Here is a 15,099-nt window from a genome sequence, read left to right as displayed (position 1 = left end):
TTGCAAAAAGCCACGACTGGTTCGGGAACCGAATGAGGCCTAAGGCATTCAGGGATGCATTGCGTATCCAGGAAGGGGTTTAAATGTCGCTGGGCGCCAAAGTAGCTACCAATCTTCCCTATCTGCGCCGCTATGCCCGGGCCTTGACCGGCAGCCAGCAGACCGGCGATGCCTTTGTGCGCGCCACGCTGGAAGCGGCTCTTGCCGATGCCGAACTGCGCAGTGCCATCGGCGAAGGCCGCGTGGCGCTATACCGGGCCTTCAATAAGGTGTGGTCGAGCGCGTTCGTGGACACGGTGGACCATTCCGGCGCCGGTGATCTTGGCCTGCACGAAACCGCTGCGCAGGAACGCCTTGCCCACATCACGCCGGCCAATCGCCAAGCGCTGCTGCTGGTGACGCTGGAAGATTTCTCCGTGGCCGAAGTGGCCGAGATTCTCGACCGTTCGCCGGCCGATGTCGAAGCTTTGGTGCAGGAAGCGATCGAGGAAATCGATCGCGAATCGACCACCAGCGTGCTGATCATCGAAGACGAACCGCTGATCTCGATGCAGCTCGAAGACCTGGTGCGCTCGCTGGGTCATGACGTGTGCGGCATGGCCGCCACGCGCACCCAGGCGCGCGAGATCGCCACGCGCGAAACGCCTGGCTTGGTTCTGGCCGACATCCAGCTTGCCGATGGCTCTTCCGGCCTCGACGCGGTGGACGATATCCTCAAGCTGGTCGATGTGCCGGTGATCTTCATCACCGCCTATCCCGAACGGCTGCTGACCGGCGACCGCCCGGAACCGACCTATCTCATCACCAAGCCGTTCCAGGAAGCAACCGTGCGCGCCGCGATCAGCCAGGCGCTGTTCTTCGGCTCCAGCCGCCCGCTATCCTGATTTCGCCTGGCCTCGCATGGGGCCAGTTCAATCCAGTTCCCTCGTGAAAGGCCGGGCCCCGCCAAGGGCGCCCGGCTTTTTCGTGTCGGGCGACAGCCTGGCAACGCCGCCTTGGCCTGAGAAGCCAGACGCCGCCAATTCAGACCGGACGGCCCTCGCGGATGGCGAAGGAGCCGCGCTGGCGCACCGGAATGATCAGGGTGCAGCGCACGCCGTCGGCTTCGAAGCGCAGGTCCACCGGGTTGCGCAGTTCGTGCGCCACGATCTTCTCGATCAGGTCGGTACCAAAGCCGCGCTTGCGCCGCACGGTGGGATCGATCGGCGGCCCGCCCTGCTCACGCCAGGAAATTCGCGCGGTGGTCTCGCTCGCCAGTTCCCAGCGCACGTCGACCCGGCCGCCGGGCACGCTCAGCGCGCCATACTTGGCGGCGTTGGTGGCCAGCTCGTGAATCGCCAGGCCCAGCGACAGGGCATCGTTGGGGGCAAGCTGCACGTCAGGCCCGGCCATGTCGACATGGCGATCGGTGCCCTGCGCATAGGGTGCCAGCTCGGCGCGAATCACCAGGTCGATCGGCGTGGCGCCCCAGTCCGACTGCGTGAGCAGGTCATGCGTCGCGGAAAGCGCGCGGATGCGGCCTTCCAGGCTTTCCACGAAACTGTCGAGATCGCGGGCGCGCCGGCGGGTGAGCGCGATGATCGACAGCACGTTGGCCAGCGTGTTCTTCACGCGATGGTTCAGCTCGCGCGTCAGCGAGTCGCGAATCGAGGATTGCTGTTCGAACCAGGCGAGCGCCATGCGGTCTTCGCCCACCTGCTGGCTGACCAGCCGGGCCAGCACCAGCAGCAATGTGGCGACGAGCAGGCCGAACAGCAGCGTCATCACCGAGAGCATGCCGAGCATCATCGTCGCCGGCGCTTCCACCACCAGCAGCCAGCGCCGCCCGGCAACATCCACCCAGCGGCGCACGACACGGCCGGAGCGCACCTCGGGCCGTTCCTGCGCCAGCAACTGCCCGGGGTTTTCCGCGCCATCATAGAGCCGCAAGCCAAGCGGCGCATCGGGATCGGCCGGCATCGAGGCCCGCAGGAAATCCTCGGCGGCAAAGGGCGTGAAGACGAAACCACGCAGCGTGCGGCTGCCATCATCACGGCTGGAGCCGAACACCGGCATGTACATCACGAAGCCGACCTGCTGGCTCACATGACCAGCCCGCACCAGTTGCAGCTTGCCCGAAACGATCGGCCGTTCCATCAACTCGGCGCGATCCATGGCCGCGCGGCGCACCGGGTCGCTCGCCATGTCGTACCCGATCGACAGGCGGTTGCGCGCGTTTTCGGGGACCAGATACATCACCGGCACGGCATAGCCACGGCGGGCAAAATCGCGGGGTTGCACGGCGAAGGGCGGCGCGGGCGGGTGGCTTGCCTCGTCCGCGTGGCCGCTGCCGTTGCGCATCACGCGCTCCACCATCGGCACGTCGTCGCTGGCCACGCGCATGCCCCAGCCGATGCCGTTGACGCCGCTGGTGCTGCTTTCCATCTGCAACTGGCCAACAAACGACCGGAACAGCGAAGCCTCGACCGAGCGTCGCGTGGCAAACAGCGCTGCGGCCGAGCGCAGATAGGCCGCGTTGCCGTTGGCGCGGCGCTCAAGCCCGGAAGAGACTTCCTGGGCCACCTTGTCGAGTTGCGCGATCTCGCGCTGGCGGTCTGCCCGCTCGATGGCAAACACGCTCAGCGCCGTCACCGCCATGGTCAGCGTGAAAATACCCACCGGCAAGGCCCGCGGGAAACGCTCATACCATCTTGGGGCCAGATTTTTCTGGGAGAACAGTTTCTCCACGTGCGCGAGCGATCCCTTTTTCTTGCCAAACCAAACACGTGCAGCACGCCATGATGGCTGTGCGACACGATCATGCCCGATGAAACGCGCGGCGCAAGCACCTGTGCCCGGCAGAGGGCCAGATTTATGTGGTTTGCTCCGCCACCGACAGGCACGTTGGTGTTGCAGCACGGCAAACCGTGCGGACGCGCGATCGTGCGGCGCCGGTAGTTTTGAGGCAATTTTGACGGGAACCGATTGGCGACGGTTTCGTTCCACTTGCGAATTAACCCAAGCCATACGGGCACCTGTGATTCTGGCGGCCCCATGTTGTATGCAGTGTCTGGTAGCTGGCCTTGCGGCCAAGCGGCCTGTTTCATCTGCAAGACCCATGGGGGGAGGCGAAGCCGAGAGCGAATGTCGAAAGATAAACCTATGAAAACCCTGGGTGCCCGACGCCGCAGCAGCGCGCGGGCCAAATCGCCCGAATGGGCAGACGGTTTGCGCCGCCTTTACGATTCCGTCGTGGAGGAGCCTTTGCCCGACAGCTTCGCGCAATTGCTCGACAAGCTGGACGGCGATGAGCATGGCTGATGCCCCGCGCCCAGCGGCAGACACCAAGGGCGATACCGCTGCCTCCAACCGCAACGCCGTGGCGTTCAAACGCGAACTGACCGGCGTCATCCCGCATCTTCGCGCGTTTGCTCGCGGTCTGTGCGGCCGTCCCGATCTGGCCGACGATCTCGTGCAGGAAACCCTGCTCAAGGCATGGGCCGCGCAGGAACGGTTCGAGCCGGGCACGTCGATGCGCGCCTGGACTTTCGTGATCCTGCGTAACGCCTATCTCACCGACATGCGCCGCAACCGCTTCCGCGCGGAATACGACGAGACGGTGGCCGAGCGCGTACTGGTGGCTCCGGCCGGGCAGGAGAGCCCGCTGCACCTGTCGGACATGCACCGCGCGCTGCTGACTCTGCCGCCCGAGCGGCGCGAGGCGCTGCTGCTGGTGGGCGCTGGCGGCTTTTCCTACGAAGAAGCCGCGCAGATCTGCCAATGCGCCGTGGGCACGATCAAGAGCCGCGTCGGGCGCGCCCGCGCTGCGCTCGCCCAGATGATCGACACCGGCCAGTTGCCCCGCCGCAGCACCGAAGATGCCGTGGCGCATGATGCGATCATGCACGAACTCGACACCACGGTGCAGTCCGGCACCTGATCAGCGGGCGTCGGAAATGCACATTGTCGTGCGTTTCCGACGCCGGCCGGATGCCGCGCACATCATGCGCGGTTGCACCACCTGAACGGCAAAGCGCAGGCGCATCGCTGTCTGGCCCTTGATTGCCCCCCGCCGCAAGCCCAAGAGCAGGCAAGGCGAATCAACGCCGCTTCAGGCCGTGCCCGTGTCGCAAACCGATCTCGATACCCCGTCCCTTCCGCAGAATTCCGCCGCGCCGGAGCCCGTTGTAGCTCCGGACCCCTGCGTGCAGACGCAACAGGCGCGGCTGCAATCGGCCATCCTGCTCTTGCTGGGCCTGGGCCTGTTCTGTGCCCTGCCCTTCGTGCTCTCGATCGGGTCGGTGGTGTTCCTGCCGCCGGTCACGGCCATCGTGCTGACGATCGTGCTGGCCCCGGCGGCCGATCGCCTGGTGCGGCTGGGCCTGCCCAACATGCTCGCCTCGTTTCTCGCGCTGCTACTGCTGATCGCGGTGGTGGTGGTCGCGCTGTCGCTGATCCTGCAACCGGCCTATGACATGGTCGACCAGGTGCCGGCGATGGCCCGCCGCGTCACCCTGCGCTTTGCCGAACTGCGCAGCAACCTGGCCTGGATGAACGACATCAACCGCCAGATCGCGCGGATGACCGGCACGGCAACCATGCGCGAGGTGGTTGTGGCCACCCCTTCGGTGATCGAGCAGGTGGCCTTTGCCACGCCCAGCGTGCTGATCGAAGTGCTGCTGACCTTCCTGCTGACCTTCTTCATGATCGAATCGCGCATCCGCACCAAGCGGCGGCTGCTGTTCGACCGGCACAGCTTTGGCGCGTCGGTGCGCATCGCCCGGGTGATCCGCGCGGTGCAGGATCGCGTGGCCTCGTATATTCTTACCGTGGCGCAGATCAACCTGGGGGTTGGCGCGATCGTGGCCGGTGGCGCCTGGGCCTTTGGCTTTGCCGCGCCGATCATGTGGGGCGGCCTGGCCTTCGTGCTCAACTTCCTGCCCTATGTCGGGCCGCTGGCCATGACCGCGCTGCTCACGCTGGTGGGCGTGGGCACGGCCAGCACCGTGGCGCTGGGCCTCTTGCCCGCGCTGGCGTTCCTGGGGCTACACGCGGTGGAAGCCAATTTCGTCACGCCCTCCATCCTGGGCGCGCGGCTGACGCTCAATCCGGTCTCGATCCTAGTCTCGATCAGCTATTTCTCGTGGATCTGGGGCGCATTGGGCGCGCTGCTGTCGGTGCCGATCCTGCTGACGCTGACGGCGCTGGTCGATCATCTGGGCCGCCCCAACCTGGTCGGCTTCCTGTTTGGCGAGCCGTTGTTCCAGCCCGGCCTGATCGCGCAGGACGATCTGCGCGATCCCGACGATCCGGCCCTGATGTCCGATGATGCCGGCCTGCCCGTGCGGCCGCACACAGCCTGAACCACAAAAAAGGGCAGGCCGCCGGGCCTGCCCTTTTCCGTTTCGATCTGCGCCTGGGCGCGGATGGCTCAGGCCGGATAGGCCCAGAGCGAGCCGCGGCCGAGGTTCTCGGCGGCAAAGCCCCAGTTCAGGTGCTTTTCGATCACGCCCTTGAGGTAGTCGGGGCGCAGGTTCTTGTAATCGACGTAATAGGCGTGTTCCCACAGGTCGATCACCAGCAGCGGCGTGCCCGACAGGTCGGAATAGGTCGCCGCGTCATGGGTCTGTTCGACCGAGAGCTTGCCGTCCTTGGCCACCAGCCACACCCAGCCCGAGGCGAAGTGGGCGGCGCCTTGCGCGGCCAGTTCGGCCTTGAGCGCGTCGAGCGAGCCGAACGAGGCTTCGATCGCGGCGGCAAGGTCACCGGTCGGCGCGGTGCTTTCCGGGGTCAGGCTGTGCCAGTAGAAACCGTGGTTCCAGGTCTGGGCCGAATTGTTGAACAGGCCCTTGTCGCCCTTGGCCTGCGCGGCCGCGACGATGTCTTCCAGGCTCTTGTCGGCCAGGTCGGTGCCGTCGATGGCGGCGTTGGTCTTGTCGACATAGGCCTTGTGATGCTTGCCGTGGTGGGTTTGCAGGGTCACCGCCGAAATCGTGGGGTCCAGCGCGCTGTCGGCATAGGGCAGCGGAAGAAGGGAAATCGCCATGGTCGCTCCGTTTCGTCAGGGAAAATCGGCAATGCCAACCAACGCCCCAGGCGGGCATCGGTTGCCACTGGCGGGCCTATGGCATTTGCCGCCGAATTCCAGTGAATTTTTCTGATCGTGCACGAAGGCTGAACTGATCAATCGTCGCGCGCGGCAACCGCCGCCGTCACGGCCACGTCCATCGTCACGTTGCCCAGCGTGCGCATCAGGTCGGGCAGCATCTCCACCGCCACCAACAGCGCCAGCGGCTCCACCGGCACGCCCATGGCCAGGGCGATCGGGCCAATCGAGGTGACGAAGCTGATCGTGCCGGGCAGGCTGACCGCGCCAAAGCTCATCACGCTGGCCACGGCAAAGCCGGCCAGCATGTGCCAAGCATCGACCGGCACGCCGAACCAGTGCGCCACATAGATCGCCACGGCAAAGTTCATCGCCGGCCCCGTGGCGCGGAACAGCGCCACGGCCAGCGGCAGCACCAGTTCGCTGGTCGAATCGCGCAGGCCCAGGCTGCGGCAGGCATTGAGCATGGCCGGCAACGAGGCGAGCGAGGACTGCGTCGACAGGGCCAGCGCCTGGCTGGGCAGCATGGCGCGGGCAAAGCGCGCCAGCGGCTGCTTCCCGGCCAGCACGGCCAGCGGATAGGCCGCCAGGAACACCACCGTGCCGGTCAGCGCCACGATCATCACGTAATGCGCCAGCGCGCCGATCGCGGCCGTGCCGCTCTTGGCCGCGACCACCAGGCTCAGCGCAAAGACGCCCACCGGCCCGCACCACAGCACCCAGCCGATCACCACCAGCATGGCGCCGGCGATCGCTTCAAAGAAGGTGGTCAGGCTTTGCCGCTGCGCCACGGCCAGCCGCGTGGCGGCCATGGCGAAGACGCCGGTGAACAGGATCACCGGCAGGATGGCATCGGCCGCCGCCGAGGTGACGACATTGACCGGCACCATCGAGGTCACGAAATCGGCGAAGCCGGGCATCGTCGTGGCCGTGCCCGCCGCCGCCGCGCCGACATTGGCGCGCAGCGCGGCGCCCGCGCCCTGCGGGATCGGCACCAGCGCCAGCAGCGCCGGGGTAAACAGCCCGGCCATGGCCGAGCCGCCCACCAGCACCACCATGAACCAGGCCAGCGCGCGCCGCGCCATGGCCCCGGCCCGCGCGGCGGCCACGGTCTGCACCACCCCGGTGAACAGCAGCGCCACCACCAGCGGCAGGATCGTGGCGCGCAGCGCGCGCAGCCACAGGTCGCCCAGCGGCCCGGCCACGGCCAGGATCGGCGACAGGACGGCCGGCGCGGCAAAGGCCAGGCCCAGCCCCAGCGCCAGCCCGCCGACCAGGCCGAGGAAGATCCACAGCGCCGGAACGCGGGTGATCGGGGGCAGCCCGCCTTCGGGGCCGGATGAAGGATCGGTAATCGCTTGGTTCATGCCATGGTGAGAATAATGGTGTAGGGACCATGCACAATGGGGCCTTGGTGGCGCCGTGCACAAGGGACAAGATCTTCGCGATGGGACGCAAATTCTTCGGCACCGATGGCATCCGGGGCCGGACCAATGCCGGGGTGATGACCGCGGCAACCGCCATGAAAGTGGGCCAGGCGGCCGGCACCTATTTCCAGCGCGGCGATCACCGCCACCGCGTGGTGATCGGCAAGGACACGCGCCTGTCCGGCTACATGCTGGAAAACGCGATGACCGCCGGGTTCACCAGCGTGGGCATGGACGTGGTCCTGCTCGGCCCGCTGCCCACCCCCGCCGTCGCCATGCTGACGCGCGAGATGCGCGCCGACGTGGGCGTGATGATCTCGGCCAGCCACAACCCGTTCGAGGACAACGGCATCAAGCTGTTCGGCCCCGATGGCTTCAAGCTGTCGGACGAGGACGAACTGGCGATCGAAGCGCTGCTGGAGGAAGAGCTTGGCCTGGCACCTGCCGGCGAAGTGGGCCGGGCCCGCCGCATCGAGGACGCGCGCGGCCGCTATATCCACGCGGTCAAGGCCTCGCTGCCGCACAACCTGCGCCTCGATGGCCTGCGCATCGTGGTCGATTGCGCCAATGGCGCGGCCTATACCGTGGCCCCTTCGGCGCTGTGGGAACTGGGCGCGGAAGTGATCGCCATCGGCGTTGAGCCGAACGGCAAGAACATCAACCTGGGCGTCGGCTCCACCCATCTCGACGCGATCAAGGCCAAAGTGCGCGAAGTGCGCGCCGATATCGGCATTGCGCTCGATGGCGATGCCGACCGGCTGATCGTGGTCGATGAAAAGGGCCAGACCGTGGACGGCGACCAGATCATGGCGCTGATCGGCAGCCAGATGGCCGCGCGCGGCAGCCTGACCGGCGGCGGCGTGGTCGCCACGGTGATGTCGAACCTGGGCCTCGAACGCTTTCTCAAGAGCAAGGGCCTCGATCTGGTGCGCACGGCGGTGGGCGACCGCCACGTGCTCGAAAAGATGCGCGAAGGCGGATACAATGTGGGCGGCGAGCAATCGGGCCACATGATCCTGACCGACCACGCCACCACCGGCGACGGCACGATCGCCGCGCTGCAAGTGCTCGCCGCGCTGGTTTCCAGCGGCAAGCCGGCCAGCCAGACGCTGCACCTGTTCGATCCCGTGCCCCAGTTGCTCAAGAACGTGCGCTTTGCCGGCGGCAAGCCGCTGGAAGCCGACAGCGTCAAGGACGCCATCGCCCAGGCCGAGGCACGCCTGGCCGGACGCGGCCGCCTGGTCATCCGTCCCTCGGGCACCGAACCGGTGATCCGCGTAATGGCCGAAGCCGACGATGCCGAGGAAGTGGCCGAAGTGGTCGACGCGATCTGCGACGCCGTGCGCAAAGCGGCGGCTTGAGTTTCTGCGCCGAGCGCGCATGGCGCGCTCGGCGGGCGGCACCGGCCCGCTCCCGTCCCGAAGGCACCGAAAACGTCCGGGGGACGTTTTCGCTGAGGGGGCCGGCCTCCCATAGGGTACTATCGTTGGGAGGCCGGGTGGGGGAGCGGGCCGGTGCCGCAACCTTGTCCAAGGACCAAAACCATGCTGGAAATGCGCCCCGATTGCGAACACTGCGGCACCGAGCTGCCGGCCGAGGCGCCCGGCGCCTTCATCTGTTCGCTGGAATGCACCTTCTGCGCCGAATGCGCCGAAGACCTCGATGACCGCTGCCCCAATTGCCAGGGCGAACTGATGGACCGCCCCACGCGGGCCAAGGCGCTCCACGCCAAGCATCCTCCGGCCAAGGAACGACGCTACAAGCCGTGATGCTGCTGGTCAGGCGCCAAGGCAGCGCCTGACCGGAAAGCCGTCAATTCTTGCGCGCCACCGCAATGCCGTCGATCGAGAGCGCATCTCCTTGCTGGTAGGACCAACGCGCGCCGACTTCCTCGGCGCCCGGTCCGAACAACTGCCCCATCATGGTTTGCACGCCGCTGCTGTTGCTAAGCGTGAATGCGCCGTTGGCTCCCATCGTGCCGCTTTGCGAGAACGTGCCCACCGTACGGGCCGTGGCCTCGGTGGTGGAGAGCGCAAGGTCCGCAGTCAGCGCGCCGTTAGCGAAGTCGGCAGAAAAGCTGCTCGTGCCACTGACTGCACCGGTATAGCCCAGCGCCGCGACATGCCCCTGCCCCATGGCCTCGCCCTTGTAGGTGGCGCTGCCGCTGGTGGGGCGGGCTGCCGTGGGATAGCCGAAGTAGCTCAGCAACCGCCGCGGCGGTTGGGTGGCGTCAGCCGCCACGGTGGCGCTGATATCGGCAAAACCCAGATAGGTGTAGGTCATGCCGGAGTTGTCATGCTTGGCGATCAGGCCGGTGTAGTTGATGTTCCCGTCACTTGCGGCATAGTAATCGGCCAGCGCCGTGCCCTTGCCCGCGACGATGTCCGATTTGTCGAGCACGAAGACGGAAATGCCGAAGGGCTGAGAGAAAGGCCGGAACTCATATGTTCCCGAAGAGGGCGTCCACTGCAACATGGCATACCCATAATCGAGTTCCCTCTGCGACACCGGAATGTAGTCGAACGCCTTGGGCTGCAACTGGTCGGTAAAACCGGCAAAGCGCGAGGCATCGCTGCCACGAAACGTGCCCATCGCAGTGCCCCCGGTGCTGCCCCCGCTTGCCTGCCAGGTGCCGGCCACTTCATTGGCCTTGGGGCCAAAGAAATTGCCCGCCAACGCGCCGGTGTAGCTTTCAAAGGCCATCGAGGTGGAAAAGCTGTTGGTGCTGGCCGCCAACGTGCCGCTGCCGGTCAGGGCGCCGACCCGCTGGGGCATGGCCGGGCGTGTGGCGAGATTATAGTATTCGGCCAGCGTCATCTTGCCCGTCAGGCCGAGTGCGCCGGTGGTGAAATTGACATCGAGCGCGCCATTCCCCCAGGCGAGGAGGATGTTCTTGCGGCCGTTCTCCACCGCATAGCCTTGCAGCGACAGATCATAATGGCCTGTTCCCGAAAGCGGCACCGAGGCTACCGGCGTGCTCGCGCCGAACACGGCGTTGTCCAACCGGTGGGTTTGCATGCCGCCGCTAGAAGTGGCGGTATAGCTGGTCAGCGTGGCGGAATAGCTGCCGGTTGCCACCTGAAGTGGCCGCAGGCCGGTGTAAAAGTTATCGACATAGGTCCGCGTTCCCGCTGGCGTGGTCAGGGTATAGTGGCTGCCATCCCAGGCAATGGTCATCGCCACGTCGCCCTGGGTCACGCTGCCGAAACTCTGCGAGGCATCGTTGTCGGTCAGTGGCGCAGTGGAAGTGAACGTGGCTTCCTTGGCAGTTGTGGTCAGGATGACTGGCGTTGCCGGATGGCCATCGGGAAAGGTCAGGGCTGCGGTGCTGCTTTTGCGCCCCGTCATCGTGCCGACGGCGACCGAATCATAGGTATTGCTGGGATTGCTGGATTTGGCGGCAAAGCTCAGGCCGATTTCGCTGGCATCCGGGCCGAAGAACTGGCCTTTGAAATCACCCGTTTCCACTTGGAAATCCTCGAAGGTGACTTTGCCAGAAAAGCCGTTTCCGGCCGAGGCAAGCGCCCCACTGCCGTGGAAATTGTCGGTGAACGGCGTGCCAGGCATCATCACCGTGGTGCCGGTCAGCACGATTTGCCCCGAAGCGAACTCGACCGCCGCCGTGCCACTGCCCACCAGGGGCTGCGTGCCAGCGCCGGTGGTGGTCACCCCCAGCACATCGAGCGCGTAGATGGCGCTGCCCGTACGCGGCACCGCTGCGTCAGCCGTCGGTGCGCCGTAAACCAGCGCATCCACCGTGCCGCTGCCGGAATTGGTACCGACGACCGAGTGCTCCCAGAACGCGCTGCCGACATAGCGATAGGTCAGCGTGCCCGAGGTGCCTGCCTTGGTCACGGTGAGGAAGTCCGTCGTGTTGCCGTTGCGCTTGGCATAGACCGTCGCTGCGGCGCTGGACTGGCTGGCGTCGATCTCGTTCTTGCCGAACGTGATCGATCCGCTCGGGCTGGTCAGCGAGTAGGTCTGGGCCGCAGCGTCATAGCGGAACGTCGCGCTGACCGACGAGGCACTGACCTTGGGGCGCAGGCTGGTATCGAAATTGCCCGTGGCGCGCACCGCCAGGTTGGCAAAGCTTTCGGTCTTGAGCGGCCCCAGCAGATCGGCATTGACCGGCCCTGTTGGCGTGGGTGTAGGTGTGGGCGTGGGATTGGGGGTGCTCGCCACCTCGCCGCCGCCACAGGCCGAAAGCACCAGCGCCAGAGGCATCGTGGCATACCAACGCGCCGCCGCGCGCCGGGCGCCATGCCCTGCGCGGATCACTTGTAATGACATCCAGCATTCCCCTGTTGGCCGAAATTGGACGCCGTTGCGTGGCGCTCAACCGCATGTTTTCCGGGTGTTATCATTCCGCCAACGGATCGCAACCGCTTTTGCAACCTAAATAAACCTATTGTTACGATTTGTATCCGCTGCCACCCAAAGACGAATTGCGCTGCCCCGCTTTCAGGCGCATTCTGGAGGCAGGGGGAGAAGCCATGCACGAACACGAGTGGCGCCGCCAGATCGTCAACGAGATGCACCTGCGCCGCTGGCCCGTGCTGCGAGCGCCGATGGTGGTGGTGCAGCAGGTGCGGCTGGTCGAGGACGCGCAGCGCGATGCGGAGTGGGCCGCTTGGTCGGCCATGCCCGGGGGCGGCGAAGTGCGGCGCGCCTATCGCCGCCATGTGTCGGGCACGCTGGCCGGTGGCCTGGCCTTCACCTGGGAGCGGCATAGCGAGGCGAGCACGCAGACCGTGTTTGCCCCCGGCGCCGATACCGCGACGCCCGAACTCGGCGCGGCGCTGGCCTGGATGGCCAGCCTGCCCGGTGCCACGGTGCGGGCCACGCGGCTGGTGATCGTGGCCGATGATGCCGCGGCGCAGCAGGCGATGGCCCACGCAGCCCCGGACTCGCCGCTGGATTTCGCGCCCGAAGACATGGTCTCGTGCCACGTGGCCGGGCCAATGCGCATCTGGTCGGATTTCCGCATCGGCGCCGATGGTTATGGCCGCATGCTGGTGGCGGCCAACGGCCTCGATGGCGGCGACCTGACGCGCGCGGTGCAGCGGTTGCAGGAGCTGGGCAGCTATCGCAACCTGGCGCTGCTGGGCCTGCCGGTGGCGCGCGCGGCCTGGCCCCGGCTGGACGAAGCCGAGGCCGACTTGCGCCGCCTGGGCGAAGCGCTGACCCGCAAAGATGTGCGCGACGATGACCTGATGGCCCAGCTTTCCGCGCTGTCGTTGGCGATCGCCGCCGTGGCCAGCGCCACCGACTATCGCATGAGCGCGACGGCCGCCTATGCCCTGCTGGTGGAAGAGCGGCTGGCCGACCTGGCGCCCCAGCCGATTCCCGGCTTCCTTTCGCTGGGCGAATTCACCCAGCGGCGGTTCCTGCCGGCGGTCCGCACCTGCGCGGCCTTTTCCAAGCGTGAACAGCAGGTGGCGGCCCGCGCCGGGCAGTTCACCGCCTTGCTGCGCGCGCGCATCGAAACGCGCATCGAAAACCAGAACGGCGCCCTGCTCGCATCACTCGAACGCAGCGCCACGCGGCAATTGCGCCTGCAACACCTGGTCGAGGGCCTCTCGGTGGTGGGCATCAGCTATTACGCCACGGCGCTGATCGGCCATGTGCTGGAAGGTGGCGAAAGCCTGGTCCACTTCGACGCGCGGCTGGCTGTGGGGGTCATGACCCCGCTGATCGTGCTGGCGACCTGGCTCGGCCTGCGCCGCGCGCGCAAGCGGCTGCTCGATCCTGCCGCCAGCGCATGAACATGATAGCAGTTATAGCACGGAAAAACGATCAAGCGGCAACTTCGGCCATGCGCGCGGCAAACCAAGGCTTCATCCGCGCCAGCGCGTCTTCCACTTCGGCCGTGGAGACGGCGAAGCTGATGCGGAAGAAGCGGTGGCCTTCCACCGGATCGAAATCGATGCCCGGCGCCGTGGCCACGCCGGTGTCTTCCAGCAGCTTGAGGCAGAACGCCATCGAATCGTCGGTCAGGTGGCCGATGTCGGCCCAGACATAGAACGCACCATCGGGCGGGGCGATCCGCGCCAGGCCCAGCGCGGGCAAGGCATCAAGCACCAATTGCCGGTTGCGAGCATAGGCGGCGACATGCCCTTCCAGTTCCTCGCAGCAGTCGAACGCCACCAGCCCGGCGTTCTGGCTGAGCACCGGCGGCGTGAGGAACAGGTTGCCCATGCGCGCGCGGGCCTGGTCGACCAGCGCGGGCGGCACCACCAGCCAGCCGAGCCGCCAGCCCGGCATCGAGAAATACTTGGAGAAGCTGTTGACGATCACCGCCTCGGGATCGACCGTCAGCAGCGTCTGCGCGCGGGCGCCGTCATAGGTGAGGCCGTGATAGATCTCGTCGCTGATCACCGCGATGCCGCGTTCGTGGCAGACCTGGGCGATGGCGGCCAGTTCCTCGGGCGGGATCACCGTGCCGGTGGGATTGGCCGGGCTGGCCAGGATCAACCCGTCGGGCGCCGGCTCCAGCGCGGCAAGCGCGGCGGCAGTGACATTGAAGCGTTCCTCCGGCCCGCAGACCAGTTCCACCGGCTCCATGTGCAGCGCGCGCAGCGTGTTGCGATAGGCGACATAGCCGGGCCGGGCGATTGCCACCCGCGCGCCGGGGGCAAAGCGCAGGGTCAGCGCCATGACCAGCGCTGGCGATGCGCCGCAGGTGAGCACCACTTGCGCCGGATCGACCGCGACTCCGGCGCTCTCGTGATAATGGCGGGCGATGCGTTCCTTGAGCGCTGCACTTTCCCAATAGCCTTGTGCCTGGGTATCGAGCACGTGGTGGGCACGGGCGATCGCGGCGGCCGGCGCGCTGGTGGAAGGCTGGCCGAATTCCATGTGAATCACCGGACGGCCGGCCTTAGCCGCTTCGGCCGAGAGGCGATGCGCCAGGGTGGAAACGGCAATGGCGTGAAAGGGTTCGATCTGTGCAGTCATGGGCTTTGCGCGCCTAACACGAATTTCCGCCCCGGGCCATCCGCCCGGCCGCACCAGAGCGAGATGAACGCGGGTTAATCCGGCGGCCATCGGCTGGGCGGGCGGCGTGGGGCATCGCCAGGCCGGGGACAGCGTTGAGCGGGCCAGCACGCGATGCCTTACCAAAGCGGACACCATACGCTCCATGCCTCTGCCGCGCCCGATCCCGGCCTGCCCGCCGGGCCGCCGACTCCGCCAAGCATGGCGCAGACCACCGACCTTGCCGGCAACCCGCTGGATGCCCAGACCGCGACCGGCCCCTGCGCCACGGCAGAGGCCCGTGCCAGCCTGGCGCAATGCCGCGAGAGTGACGGCGCCGGCCTGCCAGGAGGGGCACTTGTGGCCGTGGCGCTGGCCTGCGCGCTGCTGGCTGCGGGGCTGTGGACTCTGCTCGGCCCGGAAGCGCGTGCCTGGGCCGATGGCGAAGGCTGGCTCTGGCGCTCCACCGCGCGCGGTGGCGGCCTGCCGCGCAGCCAGCGCCGCCGGCTGCAACGGCGCCGCCGGATCGGCGCCGGGCTGCTCGCCAGCGCCCTGGCCCTTGCCCTGATCGCGCTGGTTGCGGGATAGAGGCGTCCCGCCCCTTTGCCAGGG

The 15,099-nt window shown here is 66.9% G+C and carries 14 protein-coding genes; 8 read left to right on the top strand and 6 right to left on the bottom strand.

Annotation, left to right across the window (positions count from 1 at the left end):
* The first annotated feature begins 83 nt into the window (after positions 1-83).
* The gene (locus IE191_RS18210) at positions 84-884 is read left to right on the top strand and encodes a response regulator (RefSeq protein ID WP_191325807.1); all 801 of its coding nucleotides are present in this window, start codon (positions 84-86) and stop codon (positions 882-884) included.
* 139 nt (positions 885-1,023) lie between these two features.
* On the opposite strand, the gene IE191_RS18205 is transcribed toward IE191_RS18210, so the two are convergent.
* Entirely contained in the window at positions 1,024-2,658 is a 1,635-nt protein-coding gene (locus IE191_RS18205) for a CHASE domain-containing protein (protein WP_229815622.1), read from the bottom strand.
* Positions 2,640-3,086, bottom strand: a complete 447-nt coding sequence (locus IE191_RS18200) for a hypothetical protein (protein WP_191325806.1) — start codon at positions 3,084-3,086, stop codon at positions 2,640-2,642. The genes IE191_RS18205 and IE191_RS18200 overlap by 19 nt, the downstream gene beginning before the upstream one ends.
* A 55-nt stretch (positions 3,087-3,141) precedes the next feature.
* On the opposite strand from IE191_RS18200, the gene IE191_RS18195 reads away from it, so the two are divergent.
* The 3 genes from IE191_RS18195 to IE191_RS18185 all read left to right on the top strand — a co-directional run bounded on the left by IE191_RS18195 (position 3,142) and on the right by IE191_RS18185 (position 5,342).
* On the top strand, positions 3,142-3,300 hold the full coding sequence (locus tag IE191_RS18195) for a NepR family anti-sigma factor (protein ID WP_229815609.1): 159 nt from the start codon (positions 3,142-3,144) through the stop codon (positions 3,298-3,300).
* Positions 3,293-3,919 carry a sigma-70 family RNA polymerase sigma factor gene (locus IE191_RS18190; protein ID WP_191325804.1) on the top strand — a complete coding sequence of 209 codons (627 nt, stop codon included), beginning with the start codon at positions 3,293-3,295 and terminating at the stop codon, positions 3,917-3,919. Before IE191_RS18195 ends, IE191_RS18190 begins: the two co-directional genes overlap by 8 nt.
* A 265-nt stretch (positions 3,920-4,184) precedes the next feature.
* Entirely contained in the window at positions 4,185-5,342 is a 1,158-nt protein-coding gene (locus tag IE191_RS18185; protein WP_229815608.1) for an AI-2E family transporter, read from the top strand.
* Positions 5,343-5,410: 68 nt separating this feature from the next.
* Here the strand turns inward: IE191_RS18185 and IE191_RS18180 are convergent, their stop codons facing one another.
* Both IE191_RS18180 and IE191_RS18175 read right to left on the bottom strand, forming a co-directional pair.
* Positions 5,411-6,025 (bottom strand): superoxide dismutase, encoded by a 615-nt coding sequence (locus tag IE191_RS18180; RefSeq protein WP_191325802.1) that lies wholly within the window; start codon positions 6,023-6,025, stop codon positions 5,411-5,413.
* 137 nt (positions 6,026-6,162) lie between these two features.
* Positions 6,163-7,452 carry a dicarboxylate/amino acid:cation symporter gene (locus IE191_RS18175; RefSeq protein ID WP_191325801.1) on the bottom strand — a complete coding sequence of 430 codons (1,290 nt, stop codon included), beginning with the start codon at positions 7,450-7,452 and terminating at the stop codon, positions 6,163-6,165.
* 80 nt (positions 7,453-7,532) lie between these two features.
* On the opposite strand from IE191_RS18175, the gene glmM reads away from it, so the two are divergent.
* Both glmM and IE191_RS18165 read left to right on the top strand, forming a co-directional pair.
* The gene (gene glmM, locus IE191_RS18170) at positions 7,533-8,873 is read left to right on the top strand and encodes a phosphoglucosamine mutase (RefSeq protein ID WP_191325800.1); all 1,341 of its coding nucleotides are present in this window, start codon (positions 7,533-7,535) and stop codon (positions 8,871-8,873) included.
* A 183-nt stretch (positions 8,874-9,056) separates the two neighbouring features.
* Positions 9,057-9,281 (top strand): DUF1272 domain-containing protein, encoded by a 225-nt coding sequence (locus tag IE191_RS18165; protein WP_191325799.1) that lies wholly within the window; start codon positions 9,057-9,059, stop codon positions 9,279-9,281.
* Positions 9,282-9,324: 43 nt separating this feature from the next.
* On the opposite strand, the gene IE191_RS18160 is transcribed toward IE191_RS18165, so the two are convergent.
* The gene (locus tag IE191_RS18160) at positions 9,325-11,790 is read right to left on the bottom strand and encodes a transferrin-binding protein-like solute binding protein (protein ID WP_229815607.1); all 2,466 of its coding nucleotides are present in this window, start codon (positions 11,788-11,790) and stop codon (positions 9,325-9,327) included.
* 215 nt (positions 11,791-12,005) lie between these two features.
* On the opposite strand from IE191_RS18160, the gene IE191_RS18155 reads away from it, so the two are divergent.
* Positions 12,006-13,277 (top strand): DUF3422 domain-containing protein, encoded by a 1,272-nt coding sequence (locus tag IE191_RS18155; protein WP_191325797.1) that lies wholly within the window; start codon positions 12,006-12,008, stop codon positions 13,275-13,277.
* 31 nt (positions 13,278-13,308) lie between these two features.
* Here IE191_RS18155 and IE191_RS18150 read toward each other — a convergent pair whose 3' ends face one another.
* Positions 13,309-14,469, bottom strand: a complete 1,161-nt coding sequence (locus tag IE191_RS18150) for an aminotransferase class I/II-fold pyridoxal phosphate-dependent enzyme (protein ID WP_191325796.1) — start codon at positions 14,467-14,469, stop codon at positions 13,309-13,311.
* A gap of 153 nt (positions 14,470-14,622) precedes the next feature.
* Between IE191_RS18150 and IE191_RS18145 the strand changes: the two genes are divergently transcribed.
* Entirely contained in the window at positions 14,623-15,075 is a 453-nt protein-coding gene (locus IE191_RS18145) for a hypothetical protein (RefSeq protein WP_191325795.1), read from the top strand.
* Positions 15,076-15,099 lie beyond the last annotated feature (24 nt).

This window comes from Novosphingobium pokkalii (assembly GCF_014652855.1).
Lineage (GTDB): Bacteria > Pseudomonadota > Alphaproteobacteria > Sphingomonadales > Sphingomonadaceae > Novosphingobium > Novosphingobium pokkalii.
Note: the sequence above shows the minus strand (reverse complement) of the source record. Positions and strands in the feature narration are given on the sequence as shown.